Annotated in this window: 21 protein-coding genes and 4 tRNA genes; 6 read left to right on the top strand and 19 right to left on the bottom strand. The window is 66.6% G+C overall.

The features are described 5' to 3' along the window. Nucleotides 1-130 precede the first annotated feature (130 nt). Nucleotides 131-835 (top strand): SMI1/KNR4 family protein, encoded by a 705-nt coding sequence (locus ACZLHH_RS07415; protein WP_071228376.1) that lies wholly within the window; start codon nucleotides 131-133, stop codon nucleotides 833-835. 136 nt (nucleotides 836-971) lie between these two features. Here the strand turns inward: ACZLHH_RS07415 and ACZLHH_RS07410 are convergent. After that, nucleotides 972-1,047 (bottom strand) — tRNA-Gly (locus tag ACZLHH_RS07410). 110 nt (nucleotides 1,048-1,157) lie between these two features. Here ACZLHH_RS07410 and ACZLHH_RS07405 point away from each other — a divergent pair. Then, nucleotides 1,158-1,445 (top strand): DUF7710 domain-containing protein, encoded by a 288-nt coding sequence (locus ACZLHH_RS07405; RefSeq protein WP_180844469.1) that lies wholly within the window; start codon nucleotides 1,158-1,160, stop codon nucleotides 1,443-1,445. 75 nt (nucleotides 1,446-1,520) lie between these two features. On the opposite strand, the gene pgsA is transcribed toward ACZLHH_RS07405, so the two are convergent. From pgsA to ACZLHH_RS07345, 12 genes are all read right to left on the bottom strand, one after another. Further along, nucleotides 1,521-2,147 (bottom strand): CDP-diacylglycerol--glycerol-3-phosphate 3-phosphatidyltransferase, encoded by a 627-nt coding sequence (gene pgsA / locus ACZLHH_RS07400; protein ID WP_012510614.1) that lies wholly within the window; start codon nucleotides 2,145-2,147, stop codon nucleotides 1,521-1,523. Nucleotides 2,148-2,165: 18 nt separating this feature from the next. Beyond that, nucleotides 2,166-4,010: an excinuclease ABC subunit UvrC gene (gene uvrC / locus ACZLHH_RS07395; protein ID WP_132809760.1), complete on the bottom strand. Its 1,845-nt coding sequence runs from the start codon at nucleotides 4,008-4,010 to the stop codon at nucleotides 2,166-2,168. Beyond that, on the bottom strand, nucleotides 4,007-5,419 hold the full coding sequence (locus ACZLHH_RS07390) for a hypothetical protein (protein ID WP_180844470.1): 1,413 nt from the start codon (nucleotides 5,417-5,419) through the stop codon (nucleotides 4,007-4,009). Before ACZLHH_RS07390 ends, uvrC begins: the two co-directional genes overlap by 4 nt. Next, nucleotides 5,416-5,904, bottom strand: coding sequence for a low molecular weight protein-tyrosine-phosphatase (locus tag ACZLHH_RS07385; RefSeq protein ID WP_180844471.1), 489 nt, complete (start codon nucleotides 5,902-5,904; stop codon nucleotides 5,416-5,418). The genes ACZLHH_RS07390 and ACZLHH_RS07385 overlap by 4 nt, the downstream gene beginning before the upstream one ends. After that, the gene (kdsB, locus tag ACZLHH_RS07380) at nucleotides 5,901-6,674 is read right to left on the bottom strand and encodes a 3-deoxy-manno-octulosonate cytidylyltransferase (protein ID WP_071228380.1); all 774 of its coding nucleotides are present in this window, start codon (nucleotides 6,672-6,674) and stop codon (nucleotides 5,901-5,903) included. Before kdsB ends, ACZLHH_RS07385 begins: the two co-directional genes overlap by 4 nt. A 74-nt stretch (nucleotides 6,675-6,748) precedes the next feature. Next, a complete protein-coding gene (gene lpxK, locus ACZLHH_RS07375; RefSeq protein WP_049462675.1) occupies nucleotides 6,749-7,768 on the bottom strand; it encodes a tetraacyldisaccharide 4'-kinase in 1,020 nt (339 codons plus the stop codon). After that, nucleotides 7,768-9,516 (bottom strand): lipid A export permease/ATP-binding protein MsbA, encoded by a 1,749-nt coding sequence (msbA, locus tag ACZLHH_RS07370; protein WP_032128904.1) that lies wholly within the window; start codon nucleotides 9,514-9,516, stop codon nucleotides 7,768-7,770. The genes lpxK and msbA overlap by 1 nt, the downstream gene beginning before the upstream one ends. Next, the gene (locus tag ACZLHH_RS07365; RefSeq protein ID WP_032128903.1) at nucleotides 9,513-9,935 is read right to left on the bottom strand and encodes an ExbD/TolR family protein; all 423 of its coding nucleotides are present in this window, start codon (nucleotides 9,933-9,935) and stop codon (nucleotides 9,513-9,515) included. The genes msbA and ACZLHH_RS07365 overlap by 4 nt, the downstream gene beginning before the upstream one ends. A gap of 3 nt (nucleotides 9,936-9,938) precedes the next feature. Then, on the bottom strand, nucleotides 9,939-10,601 hold the full coding sequence (locus ACZLHH_RS07360) for a MotA/TolQ/ExbB proton channel family protein (RefSeq protein ID WP_019337175.1): 663 nt from the start codon (nucleotides 10,599-10,601) through the stop codon (nucleotides 9,939-9,941). Between the two features lie 3 nt (nucleotides 10,602-10,604). Continuing rightward, nucleotides 10,605-13,004 carry a DNA internalization-related competence protein ComEC/Rec2 gene (locus ACZLHH_RS07355; RefSeq protein WP_180844472.1) on the bottom strand — a complete coding sequence of 800 codons (2,400 nt, stop codon included), beginning with the start codon at nucleotides 13,002-13,004 and terminating at the stop codon, nucleotides 10,605-10,607. 58 nt (nucleotides 13,005-13,062) lie between these two features. Continuing rightward, a complete protein-coding gene (locus tag ACZLHH_RS07350) occupies nucleotides 13,063-14,415 on the bottom strand; it encodes a sensor histidine kinase (RefSeq protein WP_049462677.1) in 1,353 nt (450 codons plus the stop codon). Nucleotide 14,416: 1 nt separating this feature from the next. Next, the gene (locus ACZLHH_RS07345) at nucleotides 14,417-15,088 is read right to left on the bottom strand and encodes a response regulator transcription factor (protein WP_032128900.1); all 672 of its coding nucleotides are present in this window, start codon (nucleotides 15,086-15,088) and stop codon (nucleotides 14,417-14,419) included. 145 nt (nucleotides 15,089-15,233) lie between these two features. Here ACZLHH_RS07345 and ACZLHH_RS07340 point away from each other — a divergent pair, with 145 nt between their 5' ends. After that, a complete protein-coding gene (locus ACZLHH_RS07340; RefSeq protein ID WP_180844473.1) occupies nucleotides 15,234-16,001 on the top strand; it encodes a MipA/OmpV family protein in 768 nt (255 codons plus the stop codon). Between the two features lie 30 nt (nucleotides 16,002-16,031). Beyond that, the gene (locus tag ACZLHH_RS07335; RefSeq protein ID WP_032128898.1) at nucleotides 16,032-16,316 is read left to right on the top strand and encodes a hypothetical protein; all 285 of its coding nucleotides are present in this window, start codon (nucleotides 16,032-16,034) and stop codon (nucleotides 16,314-16,316) included. A gap of 45 nt (nucleotides 16,317-16,361) precedes the next feature. Here ACZLHH_RS07335 and ACZLHH_RS07330 read toward each other — a convergent pair whose 3' ends face one another. Next, nucleotides 16,362-16,502: a hypothetical protein gene (locus ACZLHH_RS07330; RefSeq protein WP_165929929.1), complete on the bottom strand. Its 141-nt coding sequence runs from the start codon at nucleotides 16,500-16,502 to the stop codon at nucleotides 16,362-16,364. Between the two features lie 182 nt (nucleotides 16,503-16,684). Here ACZLHH_RS07330 and ACZLHH_RS07325 point away from each other — a divergent pair, with 182 nt between their 5' ends. Then, nucleotides 16,685-17,014 carry a hypothetical protein gene (locus tag ACZLHH_RS07325; protein ID WP_180844474.1) on the top strand — a complete coding sequence of 110 codons (330 nt, stop codon included), beginning with the start codon at nucleotides 16,685-16,687 and terminating at the stop codon, nucleotides 17,012-17,014. Nucleotides 17,015-17,112: 98 nt separating this feature from the next. Here ACZLHH_RS07325 and ACZLHH_RS07320 read toward each other — a convergent pair. The 3 genes from ACZLHH_RS07320 to uvrB form a co-directional block, all read right to left on the bottom strand. Next, a tRNA-Val gene (locus tag ACZLHH_RS07320) sits at nucleotides 17,113-17,187 on the bottom strand. A 98-nt stretch (nucleotides 17,188-17,285) separates the two neighbouring features. Further along, nucleotides 17,286-17,360 (bottom strand) — tRNA-Val (locus tag ACZLHH_RS07315). 107 nt (nucleotides 17,361-17,467) lie between these two features. Next, nucleotides 17,468-19,492 carry an excinuclease ABC subunit UvrB gene (gene uvrB / locus ACZLHH_RS07310; protein ID WP_032128896.1) on the bottom strand — a complete coding sequence of 675 codons (2,025 nt, stop codon included), beginning with the start codon at nucleotides 19,490-19,492 and terminating at the stop codon, nucleotides 17,468-17,470. A 92-nt stretch (nucleotides 19,493-19,584) separates the two neighbouring features. Between uvrB and ACZLHH_RS07305 the strand changes: the two genes are divergently transcribed. Beyond that, entirely contained in the window at nucleotides 19,585-20,145 is a 561-nt protein-coding gene (locus ACZLHH_RS07305; protein ID WP_258014065.1) for a GspH/FimT family pseudopilin, read from the top strand. Between the two features lie 61 nt (nucleotides 20,146-20,206). On the opposite strand, the gene ACZLHH_RS07300 is transcribed toward ACZLHH_RS07305, so the two are convergent. Together ACZLHH_RS07300 and ACZLHH_RS07295 are read right to left on the bottom strand one after the other, a co-directional pair. Beyond that, nucleotides 20,207-20,283 (bottom strand) — tRNA-Asn (locus ACZLHH_RS07300). A 73-nt stretch (nucleotides 20,284-20,356) separates the two neighbouring features. Then, complete coding sequence (locus tag ACZLHH_RS07295) at nucleotides 20,357-20,770, bottom strand: type IV pilin protein (RefSeq protein WP_049399924.1); 414 nt, start codon at nucleotides 20,768-20,770, stop codon at nucleotides 20,357-20,359. Nucleotides 20,771-20,778 lie beyond the last annotated feature (8 nt).

Genomic DNA, 20,778 nt, shown 5'->3' with positions numbered 1-20,778 from the left:
CATTCGGAATGAGCGCACTGCCAAGAGGCCGAGCAGATGCTTATTCAAAATTTCGAGACAGACGGATTCATCGATCAGCAGAACGATTGGTTTACAGGAATTGATTTCGGGCCGCTGCAGGAAGAATGACATGACTACGCTTGATGACATTGCCAGGGACCTTGGCGATACATTCCCTCATCACAAGGTATGCCTTTCACTCAAGGATGTACCTCAAGATGTCGCATTGCCCAGAAGCTGGGAGAACTTCGGACTCAGGCCCGACGTCGCCCCGGTCTTTCCTGCTGGCTGGAACTCATTCTCCAATGAGTTCCCATCGACCATTGCGCTGTTCAACGGCTGCCTGCTGGGCACAGCACTACTACTAGGTGATGAAATTGAATTGGCGTACATCTTTCACGATGGAAACAGCCTCTACTACTACGTAGGGGGAAGGCCCGTCGAAGGTGGAGCCGCAGAGACCTTCGAGTTCAAGCATCTGCCCAGGAGACTGCAGGACTTCTATCGCGAAGTGCACGACGGATATACCTTCTTTCCTGCACGCTCCATGGGCCCGCAACGCCTTGGCGACCAGTCACGGATCTCCGAACTGGTCGACGAGTCAGACGACTCCTTTGCAGCAGGTTGGATCACCGTATTCTCAAACGGCGGCGGAGACTATGTCGCAGTAAACGCCGACAACCATGGTGATTCGGATGGCCTGATTTGGTGGCATGAGAATCCTGAAATTCCAGAATTCGACATTGATGTCTTCAGCGTCATGGATGCATGGATGAAAATTTTTCTGGAGGACACCAAGCCTCGCGAGCCAAGGACCAAGTCTGGTGCGCGATGATGATCGACCGGCCTGACAGGCCGGATGTTGGGGACACCACATCGAGCAACCCTCATACCCCGGCCGAAATCACCTCAGGGCACTTTGATGGCCCATAACGAAAAACGCCCCCTTACGGGAGCGTTTTTCTTGAATCTGGAGCGGGAAACGAGACTCGAACTCGCGACCTCAACCTTGGCAAGGTTGCGCTCTACCAACTGAGCTATTCCCGCTTGGGAGGCGAAATTCTACCTGTTCTGGAAGTGGCGTCAAGTGCTTTTTCCGGGGCCTCACGAAGTCACTGAAATGTCGATTCCACGCATGGCATGGATCTACCAAGGAGATGAACATCAACACCGAAATCCATGGCATCTGGGTCTTCCACGGCGCAGGCGCGCGCTTCGCCGGAGGTGTCTTCGTCAGCCGGGAGTCGGGACTGACTTGGGCCGCCAAGCACTCCCTGACAGGCGTACTGACCCGCTATCCATTGAATGAAGGCGCGTACGACCAAGCACTGCGTTTGGGCACCTTCACGCCCAAGCGCCCAGAGCAACGCGAAGCCCTCTTCATCGGAGGGTTCACATGTGCATCAATGGAGCATGTACATGTCGAAGACGGCATACCCCAGTAGATTCACGCCATGCGTGGATAGACGCATCGATGGGGTCAGAGCCCTTTCCTGCGGAAAGGGATCCGACCCCGGGGCTCAGTTGCCCAGCTTCTTCTGCCGCGCACGCTCGCGCGCCGCGCGCTCGTCATCACGCAGGCTCGGCCAGGCGGCGTGCAGGTACTGCAGGCCCGACCACAAGGTCAGCACCGCGGCGATCGCCAGGGTCCAGTCGCCGATGTGGAACACCGGCCAGCCCATCCAGATGTCTTCCACCGGCACGTTCGGTGCCACCGAATACAGCAGGCAGAGCAGCGCGACCATCTGCGCGGTGGTCTTGACCTTGCCGATCATCGCCACGCGCACTTTGGCGCGCTGGCCGAGTTCGGCCATCCATTCGCGCAGCGCCGATACCGCAATTTCACGACCAACGATCACCGCCGCCCAGAACGCCATCCACGGCGTCGGGTGACCCTGCACGATCAGGAACAGTGCCACGGCCACCATCAGCTTGTCCGCGACCGGGTCGAGGAAGGCACCGAAGGCCGATTCCAGCTGGTAACGGCGTGCGATCCAGCCGTCGAGCCAATCGGTGATCGCGGCCAGGCCGAAGATCGCCGCCGAAGCGAAGTTGGTCCAGGTGTAGGGCAGGTAGAACACCAGCACCAGCACCGGGATCATCACGATCCGCAACAACGTCAGCCAGGTGGGCAGGGTCAACTTCATGCTTGCGTGCTTCTCTCTCTACTCGGCCGCATCAGGCGTGGCCAACCCGTGCAGGTTAGCGTAGATACGTGCCGCGAGGGCGTCATTGATGCCTTCCACCTTGGCGATTTCCGCTTCACCAGCGGCTTTCAGGCCCACCAGGCCGCCGAAATGCTTGAGCAGGCTGGCGCGGCGGCGCGGCCCGATACCGGGAATGTCCTCCAGCTTGCTGGTCATCCGCGCCTTCTGGCGGCGGCCGCGATGGCCGGTGATGGCGAAGCGGTGCGCCTCGTCGCGCACCTGCTGGATGAACTGCAGCGCCGGATTGGCCGCGCCCGGGCGCAGCTCGCGGCCATCGGGCATCACCAGCGCTTCGTGGCCGGCGCGGCGTTCCACGCCCTTGGCCACGCCCACCAGCAACACGCCTTCCACGCCCAGGTCGGCCAGCGCGGCCTGGGCCTGGGCCAACTGGCCGGCGCCGCCGTCGATCAGCAGCACGTCCGGCAGCACGCCCTGCTCTTCCACTGCACGGCGGAAACGGCGGTCGATGGCCTGGCGCATGGCGGCGTAGTCGTCGCCCGGCTCGATGCCGCTGATGTTGAAGCGGCGGTACTGTGCGCGCACCGGACCGGCGGCGTCGAACACCACGCATGAGGCCACGGTGGCCTCACCCATGGTGTGGCTGATATCGAAACATTCAACACGCTTGACCGGCTCGGCCAGGCCCAGCATGTCGCGCAGTGCATCGCTGCGCGCGTGCTGCGCGTTGCGGCTGTTGAGTTCGGTCGCCAGGGTCAGCTGCGCGTTGCGGCTGGCCAGTTCCACATAGCCGGCGCGTTCGCCACGCACGTTCCACTTCAGCTGCACCTTGCGCTCGGCCGAGGCCGACAGCGCGGCGACCAGCAGGTCGGCGTCGGGAATCTCGCGGTCCAGCAGGATCTCGCGCGGCGGCTCGAATTCGATGTAGTACTGCGAGACGAACGCGGCCAGCACTTCCTCCGGGCTCTCCTCGCCATTGGTACGTGGGAAGAACGGGCGGGTACCGAGGTTGCGGCCATCGCGGAAGGCCAGCAGCAGCACGCAGGCCTGCGAACCCTGCATGGCCACCGCCAGCACGTCCAGATCCGCGGCACGGCCATCCACGTACTGGCGGGTCTGCATGCTGCGCAGCGAGGAGATCAGGTCGCGCAGGCGCGCGGCCTGCTCGAACTCCAGTGCCTCGCTGGCGGCCTGCATCTGCTCGCCCAGTTCGCGGGTCAGCTCGTCGCTCTTGCCTTCCAGGAACAGTGCGGCGCGACGCACCGATTCGGCGTAGTCCGGCGCCGGCACCAGCTCCACGCAGGGCGCGCTGCAGCGGCCGATCTGGTACTGCAGGCACGGCCGCGAGCGGTTGCGGAACACGCTGTCCTCGCAGCTGCGCAGCTTGAACAGCTTGTGCATCAGGTTCAGCGTTTCGCGCACTGCGGTGACGCCTGGATACGGCCCGAAGTAGCGGCCGGGAATGGCGCGCGGGCCGCGATGCAGCGCGATGCGCGGCCAATCCTCGCGGGTCAGCAGCACATGGGGGTAGGTCTTGTCGTCGCGCAGCGAGACGTTGTAGCGCGGCGACAGTGATTTGATCAGCTGGTTTTCCAGCAGCAACGCCTCGGCTTCCGAGCGCGTCACGGTCACGTCCATGCGCGTGATCTGCGAGATCATCGACATGATTCGCGCGTTCTTCGGGCTGCCGTTGAAATAGCTGCCGACACGGTTGCGCAGCGCGCGCGCCTTGCCCACGTACAGCAACGTGTCGTCGGCGGCGTACATGCGGTACACGCCAGGGGCGGTACTGAGCTGGGCCGCGAAGGCCTTGCCGTCGAAGGCCGGGGCGGGAACGTCTGTCATTCGCTGATCGGGACTTCGCTGAGCACGCCGCTGTCCGGGTCGAATCGCAGCACGGCATGGGCGTCGGTCTCGGCGATCCACACCGCACCGGCGCCTACCGCCAACCCCGCCGGGCCATGCAGGCGTCGTGGCAACGGCTGGGTGGTCAGTTCGCCACCGCCCAGGCGCAGCGTGCGCAGGCGGCCGTTGCCGGTATCGGCAATCCACAACAGCGGCGCATCCGGGCTCAGCGCGATGGCCTGTGGGAACTGCAGGCTGGCGTCCGAACGCGGACCGTCTTCGCTGCCGAAGCGCCAGGGCCCCTGCCCGACCAGGGTCTGCACCAGGTCGCCACGCAGCTGCAGTGCACGCACTGAAGATCCCAAGGCATCAGCCACGTACAGCACCTGCTGCACCACGGCCAGCGCAGTGGGTTGGGCGAAGGCGGCCAGATGCCCGCTGCCATCACGCTCGTCGATGGAACCACTGCCCGCGCGCCATTGCAGGCTGCGCTGGCCCAGGTGGTAGCTCCAGATGCGGTTGTCGCCGGCCATCGCGATGTGCAGCTGGTTGTCGGCGATGGCCAGGCCGACCGGATGGTCCAGCGCAACCTGCCGCGCCTGCGCGACCGGGCCTTCCACCGGCGCACCGGGACGGCCGTTGCCACACAGGGTATCGACGATCCCGGTCAACAGGTTGATGCGGCGCACCGCGTGGTTGCCGGTGTCGGCGACGTACAGCGAATCGCGCTCCAGCACCAGCGCCTGCGGGCGGTGGAACGCGGCTTCGGCGAGGTTGCCGTCCATGAAATCGGCGGTGCCCAGCCCGAACTGGCGCAGGATGCGGCCACCGTGGCTGCATTCGAGGATGCGGTGATGGCCGCTGTCGGCGATGTACAGGCGTTCGGTACTGACTGCCAGGCCCAGCGGGAAGCGCAGCGCCTGGCGCGGTTCCGGATGCAGTTCGCTGCCGCCGCGCGGCGGCGCCGACGGTGCGCCCTCGCACAGCGCGTTCAAGGCACGCTCAAGCTCACCGGGTGCACCCTGCCCGACCAGCCGTTGCTGTTCGCGGCCCTGCGCATCCAGCAGCACCAGGGTCGGCCAGGCGGTGATGCCGAAGCGGCGCCAGCCATCCCAGTCGGCATCAAGCAGCACCGGCATCGTCAGGCCCTGGCGACGCAGCAGCTTCAATGCGGCGCCGGCCTCGCGTTCGAAATCGAAGCGCGGCACCTGCAGCACCAGCGGCTGCAGCTTGCCGGGGTGGCGCGACAGCCATTGGCCGAACTCGGCCAGGCGTTGCGCGCTCCAGGCGGAAGCCGCGTTGACGAACAACAGCGCCACCGGCCGACCGCGCAGTTCGGTCAGGGTGCAGGGGGTGGCATTGAGCCAGGTGGCGAACTCGGGCAGGTCCGGGACGGGCTGGACGTTCATGGCCCGATTATGCCGGAGTCGGCGTCATGCAACAGTCGTGCCACGGCACGTTTTGCAGCATCGTCGACCAATGTCCAGACCTGTTCGAAATGCTCACTGCCGCCGGTGTACGGGTCCGGGATCGCACCCCTGCCCTGCCCGCCGGACCACGGCAGGTACAGCGCCAGGCGTTCGCGCTGGGCGGGTGTGGCCAAGCGACCGGCATCGCGCAGATTGGCCTCATCGGCACACAGGATCCAGTCAAAACGGTCGAAATCCGCGACCTGCAGCTGGCGCGCGCGCAGGCCGCCGATGTCCACGTCATGCCCGGCCGCGCAGGCGATCGCTCGCCGGTCCGGTGGCTCGCCCACATGCCAGTCGCCGGTGCCGGCCGAATCGACCTGCACCCGACCAGCCAGCGGCGAGGCGTCCAGGCGCGCGCGCAGCGCACCTTCGGCCATCGGCGAACGGCAGATGTTGCCGAGGCAGACGACCAGCAGCTTCATCGGGCAGCCAGCGTCTGCAGCAATGCTTCGGCGCGTTCCAGGTCCTCGGGCGTGTCGATGCCCGGCGGGAACGGTTCGGGCGAGATCGCCACGCTGATCGGGAAACCCGCTTCCAGCACGCGCAGCTGTTCCAGCGATTCGATCTGCTCCAGCTGGCCCGGCGGCATCGCCGCAAACTGCTGCAGGAAACCGGCGCGATAGCCGTAGATGCCGATGTGGCGCAGCCAGTTGTGACCGGCCGGCAGCGTGTCACGGCTGCGTGCAAAGCCATCGCGGTGCCAGGCGATCGGGGCGCGGCTGAAGTACATCGCCTCGTTGCGCACGTTGCGCACCAGCTTCACCACGTTCGGGTCGAACAGGGTATGCGCGTCTTCGACGGTCGTGGCGAGGGTCGACATCGGCGCATTGCCTTCAACCAGTGCCTGGGCCACCGCGCGGATACCCGCCGCCGGTGCGAACGGCTCGTCGCCCTGCAGGTTGACCACGACGGTGTCATCGGCCCAGCCGGCGATGCGCGCGCACTCGGCCAGGCGGTCGGTGCCGGACGCATGCGAGGTCGCAGTCATCGCCACCCTTACTTCGGCCAGCCCGGACAGTGCGTCGGCAATGCGTTGATCGTCGGTGGCGACCCAGACCTCGCCGGCACCGGCCTGCAGCGCGCGACGCGCCACGTGCAGCACCAGCGGCTCACCGCCCAGCGGGCGCAGCGGCTTGCCCGGCAGCCGCGAGGCGGCATAGCGGGCCGGGATGGCGACGACGAATTCGGTCATGGGGCGGTACTCGGCAGGCTCGTTACAACGGGAATGCGGCCGGCGGCGCATGAATGCAAGCGCCGCCGCGCCACTCAGTTCGGTCGCAGCTTGTCCAGGCGGTCGGTCAGCGCCACCCAGAATGCGGCAGGCAGCTCGGCGCGCAGCGGGACCGCGTAGTACCAGTCATTGCCGAACGCGCGGCATTTCACCGCGTCCTTTTCAGTCATCAGCACCGGCAGCTGGCTGCCAAAGGACAGGTCCTGCGGCTGATAGGCCTGATGGTCAGCGAAGGCATGCGGCACGACACCGATGCCACGCGCGCGCAGCATGTCGAAGAAGCGCTGCGGGTGGGCGATGCCGGCCACGGCGTGCACACGCTGGCCCTTGAAATACGACAGCGGACGGGCACGGCCACCGGCCAGCGGTTGTGCGCTGTCGATGTGCAGGGCCATCGGCCACTGGCCGAAGCCGCAGGCCTGTGCTGCAGTCTCCTCATCGGCCTGGCCGAGGTTGACCACGCGGAAATCGCACTCGCTGGCGCGGCTGACCGGCTCACGCAGTGGCCCGGCCGGAATCATCCGGCCATTGCCGTAGCGGCGCTGCGCATCGACCACCTCGATCTCGATGTCGCGTGCCAGCCGGTAGTGCTGCAGGCCGTCGTCGCAGACGATCACGTCGCAGCCGGCCTCGATCAGCGCCTTGCCGGCTGCAACACGATCACTGTCCACGCGCACCGGCACGCCGGTCTTCCAGGCAATCAGCACCGGCTCGTCGCCACCCTTGGCGGTCGGCGTATCGGCCTTTACCCACAGCGGCTTGTCGGCATCTTCGCGGCCGTAGCCACGACTGGCCACGCCCGGCTTCCAACCGGCGGCACGCAGGCGCTCCACCAGCGCGATGGTCAGCGGCGTCTTGCCAGTTCCACCGGCGGTGATGTTGCCAACCACGATGACCGGCACCGGCAGCGTGTAGCGCTTGCGCCAGCCACGCCGATAGGCGCGCCGGCGCAGCGCGGTGACGCCGGCATACAGCGGCGCCAGCAGGCGCATCGCCCACGGAACCGGGGTGCCGTCGTACCAGTACGGCGGGGTCTGGGTACCCTTGCCGGCCATCAGTCCTGCCTTTCGCGGAACTGCATGCTGTGCAGATGCTGGTACAGGCCACCCATGGTGAGCAGCTCCTTGTGGGTACCGCGCTCGACGATGCGACCGTGGTCCATCACCAGCACCTGGTCTGCATGCTCGATGGTCGACAGGCGATGCGCGATGACCAGCGTGGTGCGCTCGGGCATCAATCGCTGCAGCGCGTCCTGCACCAGGCGCTCCGATTCGTTGTCCAGCGCTGCGGTGGCTTCATCGAGGATCAGGATCGGCGCGTCGCGCAGGATCGCACGGGCGATCGCCAGGCGCTGGCGCTGGCCACCAGACAGCAGCGCGCCGTTCTCGCCCACCGGGGTCTGCAGCTGCTGCGGCATGCGTGCGATGAACTCCCAGGCATTCGCGGCTTCAGCTGCCGCTCGGATCTGTTCATCGGTCGCGTCCATGCCATAGGCGATGTTGGCGCCGATGGTGTCGTCGAACAACATGACCTTCTGCCCGACCATCGCCACCTGGCGACGCAGGTCGGCCAGCGGATAGTCGTCCAGTGCCACCCCGTCGAGGGTGATGCGCCCGCCACTGGGTTCGTAGAAGCGCGGCACCAGCCGGATCAGGCTGGTCTTGCCGCTGCCGGATCGACCAACGATGGCGGTGACCGTACCCGGCTTGGCCACGAAGCTGATGTCGTCCAGGGCGATGCCACTGTCTTCGCGGTAACGCAGCATGACGTGCTCGAAGGCCAGTTCGCCACGCACGCGCTGCACCGTGTTGCGGCCTTCGTCGCGCTCGACCGGCATGTCGAGGATGTCAAACAGGCGCTCGGCGGCGGACACACCGCGGGAGATCGAGGACTGCACGCTGGTCAGGCGGCGCAGCGACGGGATGATCGCCGTCATCGAGATCATCAGGCCCATGAACTGGCCGGCATTGAGGCGCCCTGCCAGTGCTTCACGGGTCGAAACCCAGACGATCACCGCCAGCGCCAGCGCGGCCAGGAACTGGACCACGCTGGAGGCACCGGCACGGGTGATTTCCACCTTCATGTTCAGCGCCAGCATGCGGTTGGCCAGGCGCGAGTAGCGCGACATCTCATGCTGCTGGGTGCCGTGCACCTTCACTTCCTGCTGGGCCGCCAGTGACTGCTCGGCGGTCTGCGCCATCGTGCCCATGCCGTCCTGGATACCGCGGCTGATGCGCCGGTAGCGCTTGCCCACGTAAGACACGATCACGCCGATCATCGGCACCACCACCAGCATGGCCACGGTCACCTTGACACTCATCTGCAGCATCACCGCCAGCATGGCGATGATGGTCAGGGTGTCGGCAACCACGGTCTTGAGCGCATCGGCGCTGGCCTGGGTGACCTGCTCGGTATCGAAGTTGAGGCGGCTGACCATCACCGGCGTCGATTCGGTATCGAAATGCGAGGACGGCAGGTGCAGGTACTTGGCCAGCACCTGTTCACGCAGGTCGCGCACCACGCTGCGACCGGTCTTGGCCAGCGCGTAGTCGCTCACCCAGGTGGCGGCGCTGCGCATCAGGAACAGGCCAAGGATGGTCAGCGGCAGGATCACCGCCATTTTCGGTTCGGGATTGACGAAGCCACGGTTGACCAGCGGCTCCATCAGCTTGGTGAAGTGGTAGCCGGCTACCGACTCCACCGCCATGGCGATGACGGCGGCGACCATCATGCCCCAGTAGGCACGGGTGTATCCCAGCAGACGTTTGTAGATCGGCCACACCGGCGCGTGTTTGGAACTCATGGACGCACCTCGGGTGCTGTTGCAATGGCAATACGGCGGAAGCCGAGCTGACCCAGCGCATCCTGCGCGGTCACCACGGCCTGATAGGGCGTGCGGGCATCGGCACGCAACAGCACCGGCTGGGTACGGTCGCTGCCGGCAACGGCCGCGATGGTCTGCTTGACCGACTCGACGTCGCTGCGCAGCACTTCCTGGTCATTGATGAAGTAGCGTCCTTCGGCGTTGATCAGCACGCTCAACGAGCGCGGCGGCTCATTGCTGGGCTGCTGGCTGGCCGTAGGCAGCTCCACCTGGAGTGTCGAGCGCGCATCGAAGGTGGTGGTGACCACGAAGAAGATGATCAGCACCAGGATGACGTCGATCAGTGGCACCAGGTCGATATGCGGCTCATCCTGGGATCGGTCGTTGCCGATACGCATCGATCAGGCCTTCGCCGTGGCCGCGCCGGCCGGGCGCGTGGCAGCAGCAGGGTTCATCACGCCGGGGCGGCCATCCAGCGTATCCAGCAGCGCGCTGGCTTCCTGCTCCATCTCTACCACATAACCGTGGATGCGGCCCTTGAAGTAGCGGTGGAACATCAGTGCTGGAATGGCAACGATCATGCCGGTGGCGGTGCACACCAGCGCCTTGCCGATACCACCGGCCAGCTGGTTCACATCACCCACACCATGGTCGAGGATGCCCAGGAACATCTGGATCATACCGATCACCGTGCCCAGCAGGCCCAGCAGCGGCCCGGCCGATGCGATGGTGCCCAGCGCGTTGAGGAAACGCTCCATGCGGTGCACCAGGTGGCGGCCGGTGTCTTCGATGCGCTCGCGGATCTGGTCGCGCGGGCGGTTGCGTGCTTCCAGCGCGGCGGCCAGCAGCGCGCCCAGCGGCGAGTTCGCACGCAGGGTCTGCAGGTGGGCGGGGTCGAGCTTGCCGCGTGCCGCCCAGTTGCGCACTTCCTGGCCGAGGCCGGGCGGCAGCACTTCAGTACGTCGCAGGGACCAGAAACGCTCCAGGATGATCGCCAAAGCCAGTACGCCCAACAGCAGCAGCGGCACCATCGGCCAGCCACCGGCCTTGACCAGTTCCCACACGTTTCAACCCTCCGGCCCAACGGCCGCTTGTTCGATCGGCGATAGGATAGCAGCCGACCGCGCCCGCCCAGCGGCATCCCACCACCGGGATGCGTGGATGCGCTGTTCACGCAGCTGCAGCCCTTGTGCGCCAAGCCATATGCGGATCGCCCCGGAATCGGCCGTGGCCAGTACCTCGGCCCCTTGCGCCTGCCAGCGCTGGACCACGTCCTGGCGCGGGTGCCCGAAGCGGTTGCGGTGCCCGGCCGAGACCACCGCCAGCCGTGGCGCCACGGCGGCCACCCACGGCGCGCTGGAGCTGCCGCCACTGCCATGGTGCGGCACAAGCACCACATCCGCCTTCAGCGCTGCCGGGTATGCCTTCAGCAGCGCCTGCTCGGCCGGGCGGCCGATATCGCCAGGCAGCAGGACCACGCCGTGACGGCTGGCGACGCGCAGCACGCAGCTGTCCTCGTTCTCGGCCTGGCGGCTGCCCGGTGCCGGGTGCAGGACCTGGAAATCAACTCCGTCCCACTGCCACTGCATCCCTTGCTGGCAGGGCGCAGCGCCGGCGATGGTGCTGCCCGGTGGCGCCAGCAGCTGCAGCCCGGGCAGCTGCCTTCGCAGGCTCGGCAGGCTGCCGGTGTGATCAAGATGGTCATGGCTGAGCATCGCCTGCTGGGGCGGCCCCTGTCCGAGCGCGCGCAGGGCCGGGACCAGAATGCGTTCGTTGCCGTCGCCGCCGGTCGGCGGCCCCACGTCGTACCAGAGCGCGTGCCGCGCCGTACGCACCAGCACCGCGGTGCCCTGCCCTACGTCGTGCACCAGCAGCTCCAGTTCGCCTTCAGCCGGTGCATGCCGGGCGGGCCACAGAAGCGGCAGGCACAGCAGCAGGCCTGCCAGGCCACCGCCAGCGCCGCGTGGCAGCAGCCACCAGAACACCCCCGCCACTGCCGCCGGCACCGCCCAGCGCGGTGCCTCGGCCAGCCACCACATCGCCTGCGGGTGCAGCGCCAGTGGCTGCAGGGCCTGCCAGCTGAGCTCGAACAGCCAGGCGGCGGCGCGCCATGCCCAGCGCCCGGCGCCATCCTGCAACGCGTGCAGGCCGGTACCCAGCAGCGACAACGGCACCACCAGCAGGGTCCACCACGGAATGATCGGCAGATTGACCAGCGGCCCCAAGCGCGCGGTGCCGCCGAACAGGGCTACGCACAGCGGCAACAGGCCGAGGCTGGCCACGCCCTGGGCGGCCAGAAAGCCGCGCAGGCCCCCACCGACGCCGTCCGGCCCGGTTCGTGGCAGGCACCACAGCAGCCACAGCACGCCCCCAAAGCTGAGCCAGAAGCCGGCCGACAGCACCGACAGCGGCGCCGGCAGCAGCATCACCATCGCGGCCAGGGCCAGTCCCTGCCCCGCACCCACCGGGCGACGCCCGGCACGGGCCAGTGCCACCAGCCCGATCATCAGCGCCGCACGCACTGTTGGAAGCGCGCCGCCGGCGGCCACGGCATAGACGGCTGCGGCCAGCGCCGCGCCCCATGCCGCCGCCTGCGGCCGAGGCCAGAACCGTCCCAGCACCGGGCATAGCCACCACGACACGCGGCACAGCAGTACACCGAAGCCAGCCACCACGCCCACGTGGAAACCGGAGATGGCGACCAGATGGGTCAGGCCCAGCGCGCGCAGGTGTTCCCAGTCGATATCGGACAAGCCGCGGGTATCGCCCAGTGCCAGCGCCTGTACGAAGCGAGCGGCAGGATGGGCCACCTGGGTGGCGATGGCGTCACTGCTGCGCTCGCGCCAGGCCGGCAGGCCCTGCGCAGGCGCGCGCTCACGCGCAGCGCCGGGGTCGCGCACCGTGCCATTGCCGGAAATGCCGCGCAGCAATGCATGGCGTTCGCCGTCGAAGCCGCCAGGATTGATCCGCGAGCGTGGTGCCCGCACCCGCAGCGACAGCTCCCAGTACGCGCCAGCTTGAACCGCATGACGCCCACCATCGGTGCCGCTCGCAGGCGGTCCACGCCATGGATCGTTCCAGGTGATCTGCAGGCGCTTGCCACGCAACGAGGGCAGCGCATCGGCCTCGTCGACCTTCAACACGAAACGGGTATAGCCGGGGCCACTGTGTGGAAGATCAACCACTCGGCCAAGGACCTGCACGTCCTGCGCGGGCCCTCCGGGTGGAAGCTGGCCCCGCAGGACCCAGTGTCCGTGCAATGCCGCCCACGACAGGCCGAACAGCGCAGCCGTCCAGGCGCGGCCGCGCCAAGGCACGATCCAGCCTGTGGCGCTGGCAATGGCCAACGGCATGCACAGCCACAGCGGCGGCAGCACCGGCAGCTGCACGCAGGCCAGCGCACCCAGCACTAGACCGGCGGCACAACCACTGCCAAACAGCGGTGGAGCGGATCGTTCGGCGACCATCACCCCAGCCTGCCGCCGGGGCAGCAGCGTGCCTATCGGGCTTTAGCCCGTATTGGCGTCAGCGGCGGACGCTACCGCGATGGAAGTTGACCCGGAAGCTGGCACCACCGCCAGCCGCCTCACCGACACTGACCGAACCGCCGTGATGCTGCACGATTTCCTTCACCAGATGCAGGCCCAGGCCACTGCCGCTACCCGCTGCGCGCAGACGATGGAACGGCTCGAAGATCGCTTCACGGTCGCCCACCGGAATACCGGCGCCCTGGTCGCTGACCTCCAGCAGGCCACGTGCATCCAGGCGCACGCAGATGGTGCCGCGTCCGCCGCCGTGGACGATGGCGTTGTGCACCAGGTTGGCGATCACCCGCCCCAGCGCCAGGCTGTCGCCATGGATCCACACTGGCATCTCGGGTGCATCCACTTCGAAGCCGTAACCGGCACCCACCACCAGCGGCGCCAGATCGGCGGCCGCTTCGCGCACCAGCAACGCAAGATCCAGCCGCTGCAGTGCGCCGACATTACGATCAAGTCGCTGCAGGTCAAGCAGGTGCTCGGCAACGTTACCGAGCCGCGCCACGTCGGTCAGCAGCTGCGACTTCAGCTCGCCCTGCGGCAACTGCGACAGGCGCGCCTGCACCACTGCAATCGGCACCCGCAGTTCGTGCGCGGCATCGGCGAGGAACTTGTCACGCGCGGCATACCCCTGCTGCACCTTGTCGATCGCGTCGTTGAAGGCTTCCACCAGCGGTGCGACCTCGGTCGACACCAGCTGCGCATCCAGACGCGCCCCCGGCTGGCCGATATCCAGCTCCTTGGCCTGTTGTGCGGAGCGGCGCACGCCGCGCATCGCGCGGTGGATCACGGTCGGCATGACCAGCAGCGTGATCACGATCAGCGGCAGGAAAAACCACAGCCCGATCAGGCGCAGCACCATCAGCGCACCGTCCAGCAACCCGCCCTTCGGCGCCCCACCCACCATCACCGTGATGCGCCGCCCGTCCTCCTTGCGGATCATCACCCGCGCCACGTCCAGGTACGGCGGCACCAGCGAGCCGAGTTCGGTGGCACCCAACGTCGGCAGGCGCGCGAGCAGCGGGGCGTGGATCGCCGGAATCGTGCCGCGTTCCAGCCAGACACCCTTGTCGTCGACCGCCGCGAACCAGAGGTTGCCCCCGGCCTCGGCGTCGAGCTTGTTCCAGCGCGCCTGGTCCAGCACCAACCGCCCGCCTTCACTGTGCACGGCCTTGGCCACGGCTTCGGCCATGAACATGTCCATGCCCCAGGTGTCCTTGTCGCCCCAGGTCAGGATCAGCGCAACAACGGCGAACAGCACGGTGAAGGCCTGCGCCAGGAACAACCGCCAGGCCAACCCCAGCGTGATGGAACGGATCGGACGTGTCGGACGCGCCATCTCAGGCCTCCGCCAGCAGGTAGCCGACGCCCCTGATCACATGGATTTCAACGCCCGCCCCGGCCTGCTGCAGCGCCTTGCGCAGCTTGGAAATGTGCGCATCGAGCGCATTGGACTGGATCTCATCGTCGAAGCCGTACACCGCGGCCTCCAGTGCCGTGCGGGTGACCGTGCGCCCCTGGCGCATCGCCAGTGCCTGCAGCACCAGCACCTGGCGCCGCGGCAGCGCCAGCGGTTGGCCCTCCACCTGTGCCTGCAGCGATTCGAAGTCGAATTCCAGCCGGCCCAGATGCAGGCTCGGTGTCACCATGGCAGAGGGCCGCCGCGAGACAGCACGGATCCGCGCCATCAGCTCCTCGATCGCCACCGGCTTCACCAGGTAGTCGTCGGCACCGACATCCAGGCCCTCGACCTTGTCCGACAACCTGCCCTTGGCCGTCAGCATGATCACCGCCAGGTTCGGGCGCAGCGCGCGTGCGGTGGCGACGAAAGCCACGCCATCGCCATCGGGCAGCTGACGGTCCAGCAGCATCAGCTGATGCACCGGCTCGCGCAGCGCAACCGCAGCTTCGGCCAGGCTGCCGACCACGTCGGCGACCACGCCCTGCCGCTCCAGGCCCGACTGCAGGGCTCGGGACAGATCGGGATCGTCTTCGACCAGGAGAATGCGCATCAGGGGCTCGGCTACCGGAAACGGTGCCGATCATAGTGCCTGGCGCCAGGTTTGGGCGTCTTCGTGTGCCAGTTGCGAAGGCGCAATGTTCTGACAATGTTGTACCCGCACCATGCACAGCCATCCCCCGCAAAGTGGTTGATCGATGCCGTCGCTGTCCCCGACCCTGCTGCGCCCGTTGCTGTTCTCCGCTGCCATCGGCCTGCCGTTGATCACCCACGCCGCCGACCGGAACCCGGGCGTGCAGGCCGGTATCAGTGCCGGCGCGACCTCGGGGGCGTACGCCCACTACGACGTCAAGCCGCTGGTCGTACCGTCCATTGCCTGGCAGGGCGAGCGCTTCTTCGCCAGCCCGAGCTCGCTGGGCATGTACCTGTACAAGCGCGAGGGCCTGCGCCTGTCGGCGGCAGTCACGCCCTACACGCTGCGCTTCAAGACCGACGACGTGAACGATCCTCAACTACGTCGCCTGCACAGCCGGCAGATGTCGGCCATGGCCGGCATCAACGGTGAGTACAGCGCCGACTGGGGCATCGTCGAGGCCAGCGTGATGCGCGAGGTCACCGGGCACGGAGGTGGCATGGAGTCGCGCCTGCACTACAGCTATCCGATCCAGGCCGGTCGCTTCACCTGGGTGCCCAAGGTCGGCGTGGTGCACTCCAGTGCGCGCCTGCTCGACTACTACTACGGCATCACCGACGAAGAAGCGCTGCGCTCGGGACTTGCCGCCTACAACCCGGGCAGCGCGACATCACCGAGCCTGCAGATCGCAGTCAGCACGCCCTTGGGCACGAAGTGGCGCGCGACCGGCGTCGTCGCCAACCAGTGGTTCGGCGATGCAGTAAAGGACAGCCCGATGGCCCGTCGCGGTACGCAGACGTCGGCCTTCGTTTCCCTGATGCGCTCGTTCTGATCGAGCGCCCGCAACGGACAAGGACCCCCCATGGCCTCCGTCTCCCCTGCTGCTGAAGCGCACGCGATCCTGCGTGCCCCCGACCTGGACAGCGCCGAGCGCGTCTACCTGGGGCTGCTGCCCGACCTGGAACACGTGAACGCGCTGACGCGCCGCGCACTGGGCCTTTCGCGTGCTGCCGATGCGGCACGCGGCTACGCGTTGTCGATGACGCTGGTGGGATTGCGCCTGCAGGAACTGGAGATGGGCGAAGCGACCGCAAAGGAACATCGCCAGGCCACGCTGCGCAGCCTGCGCCAGGCCTTCAGCGCCTGAGCGCAGGCCAGCGACGCCGCCGGTGCCGCAGGGCAGCGGGAAGACTCAGCGGAACGTGGTCCACGCCAGCACTGCCGCCAGCAGGGCCACCCAGATCACCGCCTTGAAGGTACCCTCCAGCATGTTGCCGCCGAACAGCAGTTCGATGATGGGATTGGGCCGGGAAACCGGAACGTGATCACTCATGCGGCAGCTCCTTGCAGTGACGGCGCGATTGCGCGGTAGACCGGAGTCTACGCCTGCACGGCCCGGATTCATCGCCCCCCGGCCGTCTTTGGCGGTTCAATTCCGGCCTTCGTCGCAGGCCGGCTGCAGCACCCCACATGTCATGCCAGCCTGCGTGCACTTTCCCGCTGGAGCACCGTGCCATGCCGATGCTTGCCCTGATGCTGCTGCTCTCCAGCCTGTTCGGCGCTGGCAACGGGCCCACTGAAGAGGCCCTTCGCAGCCAGATCCTGCGTGCCGAAACCCAGCAGCCGGACGTCGTACGACAGGATTGCGGTTCGCCCTCCCTGCTGCTTTACCGGCTGCGCCAGGACCGGGTCCTGAGGCTGGCCAACCAGCCCCTGCAACACGAACCCGGCGTTGCCCAGCCCACGCGTGCGACGGTTCGCGTCGCCCAGCTCTGGGAGCGCGTGGACGGTCACTGGAAGCTGCAGCGGATGATCAGCGTCGAAGACCTGGTCGTGCAACGCTGACCATGTGGAACCGTGATCGATGCCTGAAACAAGAAAAGCCGGCACAAGGCCGGCTTCCGTCGTCATCCACCGCTGCACCGGCAACGCCGGGAGCCAGATGGTGGGCGGTACAGGGTTCGAACCTGTGACCCCTACCATGTCAAGGTAGTGCTCTACCGCTGAGCTAACCGCCCATCTTGTTCTTGCCGCCCGAAAGCTGGCCTTGCTACGTAAAAACCCGGCGCCAGGGCCGGGCTTTGCAGTTCACGACAGCCCCTTTCCAGGGACTTCGTGGTGGGCGGTACAGGGTTCGAACCTGTGACCCCTACCATGTCAAGGTAGTGCTCTACCGCTGAGCTAACCGCCCGATTTTGCTTCTGAACGTCCGCGATTGCGTCGGTGCAGGCCGCGTATATTACGGATGCCGGCCGTGAAGCGCAACACTTTTGTGAAGAAGATGCTGCACTGCCGCGTTCAGCCCAGACTCGCTTCCTTCAGCTGCCGGATCTGGTCACGCACGCGGGCGGCATCCTCGAATTCCAGGTCCTTGGCGTGCTGGTACATCTGCTGCTCCAGCGCCTTGAGACGGGACGCCAGCTGTGCCGGGCTGAGCGATCGATAGTCACTCCCCTCCTCGGCAACGCCGGGCCTGCCCTTGCCCTTGCCCTTCTTTGCTTCCTTCTCGGCCGCATCGGAGCGCGCACCTTCCAGCACGTCGGTGATCGGACGCGCCACCGAGCGCGGCACGATGCCGTGCTGCTCGTTGTACTCGACCTGCTTGGCGCGACGACGGTCGGTCTCGTCGATCGCCGCCTGCATCGAACGGGTGATCTTGTCCGCATACAGGATCGCCTTGCCACGCACGTTGCGGGCGGCACGGCCAATGGTCTGGATCAGCGAGCCGGTCGAGCGCAGGAAGCCCTCCTTGTCGGCATCCAGGATCGCCACCAGAGACACCTCGGGCATGTCCAGGCCCTCGCGCAGCAGGTTGATGCCCACCAGCACATCGAACTTGCCCAGGCGCAGGTCGCGGATGATCTCCACGCGCTCGACCGTGTCCACGTCCGAGTGCAGGTAGCGCACGCGGATGCCGTGCTCGGTCAGGTATTCGGTGAGGTTTTCGGCCATGCGCTTGGTCAGCGTCGTGACCAGCACACGGTCACCGGCCTTGATGCGCGCGTTGGCCTCGCTCATCAGGTCGTCAACCTGGGTGCCCACCGGGCGGATCTCCACCACCGGGTCGATCAGGCCGGTGGGGCGTACGACCAGTTCAGTGATCTCGTCACCGGCCTCGCGGTACTCATAGGGGCCTGGCGTGGCCGACACATAGATGCTGCGCGGGCAGCGCTCTTCCCACTCCTCGAAGCGCAGCGGCCGGTTGTCCAGCGCCGAGGGCAGCCGGAACCCGAACTCGACCAGCGTCTCCTTGCGCGAACGGTCGCCCTTGAACATGGCACCGATCTGCGGAATGGTCACGTGCGATTCGTCGATCACCAGCAGCGCGTCGGCTGGCAGGTAGTCGAACAACGTCGGCGGCGGTTCGCCGGCGTTCTTGCCGGTCAGGTGCCGGGAGTAGTTCTCGATGCCGTTGCAGTAGCCGACCTCGGCCATCATTTCCAGATCGAACTGGGTACGCTGCGCCAGGCGCTGCGCCTCCACCAGCTTGTTCTGCGCGTACAGCTGCTCCAGGCGCTCCTTCAGCTCGACCTTGATCGTCTCGATCGCCGCCAGCACACGCTCGCGCGTGGTGGCGTAATGGGTCTTCGGGTAGACCGTGAAGCGCTGCATGTTGCGCAGCGTCTCGCCGGTGAGCGGATCGAACAACGTGATCTTCTCGACCTCGCCATCAAACAGCTCCAGGCGCAGCGCCTCGCTGTCCGACTCGGCCGGGAACACGTCGATGACTTCACCACGCACGCGGAAGGTACCGCGCTGCAGCTCGTATTCGTTGCGCGTGTACTGCAGCTGGGTGAGGTGGTTGATCAGGTCGCGCTGGTCGATGCGCTCGCCCTTGGACAGGATCAGGCGCAGCGACAGGTAGTCTTCCGGCGCGCCCAGGCCATAGATCGCGGACACCGTCGCCACCACGATCGCGTCCGGGCGCGACAGCAGGGTCTTGGTCGCCGCCAGCCGCATCTGCTCGATGTGCTCGTTGATCGAACTGTCCTTCTCGATGAAGGTGTCCGACGATGGCACGTAGGCTTCCGGTTGGTAGTAGTCGTAGTAGCTGACGAAGTACTCCACCGCGTTGTGCGGGAAGAACGCCTTGAACTCGCCATACAGCTGCGCCGCCAGCGTCTTGTTCGGCGCCATGATCAGCGTCGGCTTCTGCACGTTCTGGATGACGTTGGCGATGGTGTAGGTCTTGCCCGAGCCGGTCACGCCCAGCAGCGTCTGCTTGGCGATGCCCGCTTCGAAGTTGCTGGTCAGCTTCGCGATGGCATCAGGCTGGTCGCCCGCCGGCGAGTACGGCGAGACGAGTTCAAAACGGTCGCTCATGGTGGTGCCAGTTCCCGGGAGTAGTGAGTATACGGGGCATGGAGTGACGGCCCGCTGAGGGGTTTCCGGGCAGGTGAGCGCGGCGGTGCCTGATGGTGAATGCCCCGGCGTACGTCGAGGCTGGAGGCATGCCTCATCGTCTTCGCCCTGCCCGGCTCCACCGCGGGCTCCATCTGATCGAGCTGCTGGTCGCCGTCATGGTGCTGTCGGTCCTGCTGGCGTTGGCCTGGGGCCCTTGGCAACGCACGCTGCGGCACTTCCAGGCGGAAGCGCTGCGCGCCGAACTGGTCGCCAGCCTGTCGATGGCGCGCAGTGCCGCCATCACCGAACGCCGCCGCGTGACGGTCTGCGGATCGTCGGACGGCATGATGTGTGACCAGGCATGGAGCCAAGGCTGGCGGGTGCAGGTCGAACCGGCCAACAGCGCGACCGCCGCCGCAAGGGAACTGCGCGTGCACGGGACACGCCAGCGTCATGTCGACCTGCACACCAGCGATCATCGACCCGACGTGCGGTTCCGGCCCGACGGCCGCAATGCCGGTACCAACCAGTCCATCGTGTTGTGCGTGGATGGACAGGAGCACAGCCGCGTCATCATCAGCGTCCCCGGACGGGTCAGGAGCCAGCGCCCGCCAAGGCCCACCGCCTGCTGAAGTCCGCAGCGCCATCGCAAAAAACGAAAAAAGCCGCGATTTCTCGCGGCTTTCTCGAATCTGGCGCCCGAAGTTGGACTCGAACCAACGACCCCCTGATTAACAGTCAAGTGCTCTAACCGGCTGAGCTATTCGGGCGGGGTGCGCATTTTAGCCAGCGCTTGCAGGGGAGTGCAAGCCTTTTCTGCAATGCCGCCCAAAGGCCTGCCCTTTACCAGCATCCAGGCCCCTTGCTGGCATTGGGCGTCTTCCGTCCGGCCTGGTCCAGGCTCAGTGTGCCGCAGTCGTCCTTCTTCTGGATCTCGGTCGGTGCCGCCTGCAGGGTAAAGGAGGTGCCGTTCGGCGTTCCCACATAGGAAAGCGTGTATCTGGCGGTACCGTCGCGTGGCGATTGCGAGAACGGCAGCGTCATGCCCGCGTAGGTGTTCTCCACGGTATGCCGCCGTTCCAGCATCTGCGCCAGCTCGACCAGATCGGCCTTGGCCTGGGCACGATTGGCCTTGCGCACATAGGCCTGGTACGAAGGCAACGCGATGGCAGCAAGAATGGCAACCACGGCCACGGTGATCATCAGCTCGATCAGGGTGAAGCCGGTGGCGGTTCGACGCCTGCTGTACACATGCATGGGCAACC

The sequence above is a fragment of the Stenotrophomonas sp. 28608_Sma genome, assembly GCF_056486185.1.
The sequence above is the reverse complement of the archived record's forward strand: the minus strand, read 5'-3'. Positions and strand labels throughout refer to the sequence as shown.